Genomic DNA, 520 nt, shown 5'->3' on the forward strand with positions numbered 1-520 from the left:
GCCGCGTCCCAGGGCAAGATGCGTGTGTATGGCCGGGCCATGGCTCAGCCGCCGCTGGCGCCGGCCAAGCGCGCCTTCAGTTCCGCAGATGATTTTGTCGCCACCATGTTGCCGATGGCGCAGCAGGCGGCCCAGCGCATCGGTATCGATCCGCGTTACCTGGTGGCCCAGGCCGCGCTGGAGACCGGCTGGGGTAAATCGGTGATGCGTCAGCAAGATGGCAGCAGCAGTCACAACCTGTTCGGCATCAAGGCCAGCAAAAGTTGGCAGGGTGCCCAGGCGCGAGCGATCACCAGCGAGTTCCGCGATGGGCAGATGGTCAAGGAGACGGCGGCGTTCCGTTCCTATGATTCCTACCAGGACAGCTTCCACGATCTGGTGACCTTGCTGCAGAGCAATAATCGCTATCAAGAAGTGCTGAAGGTTGCCGATAAACCAGAACAGTTTGTTCGCGAGTTGCAAAAAGCCGGGTATGCAACGGACCCGGATTACGCTAGCAAGATTTCGCAGATAGCCAAGC

The 520-nt window shown here is 60.0% G+C and carries 1 protein-coding gene; it reads left to right on the forward strand.

Annotation, left to right across the window (positions count from 1 at the left end):
- A partial coding sequence (gene flgJ, locus BLX41_RS34435; RefSeq protein ID WP_259744404.1) for a flagellar assembly peptidoglycan hydrolase FlgJ occupies positions 1-520 on the forward strand: 520 nt, incomplete at both ends.

The sequence above is a fragment of the Pseudomonas protegens genome (assembly GCF_003732485.1).
Lineage (GTDB): Bacteria > Pseudomonadota > Gammaproteobacteria > Pseudomonadales > Pseudomonadaceae > Aquipseudomonas > Aquipseudomonas protegens_B.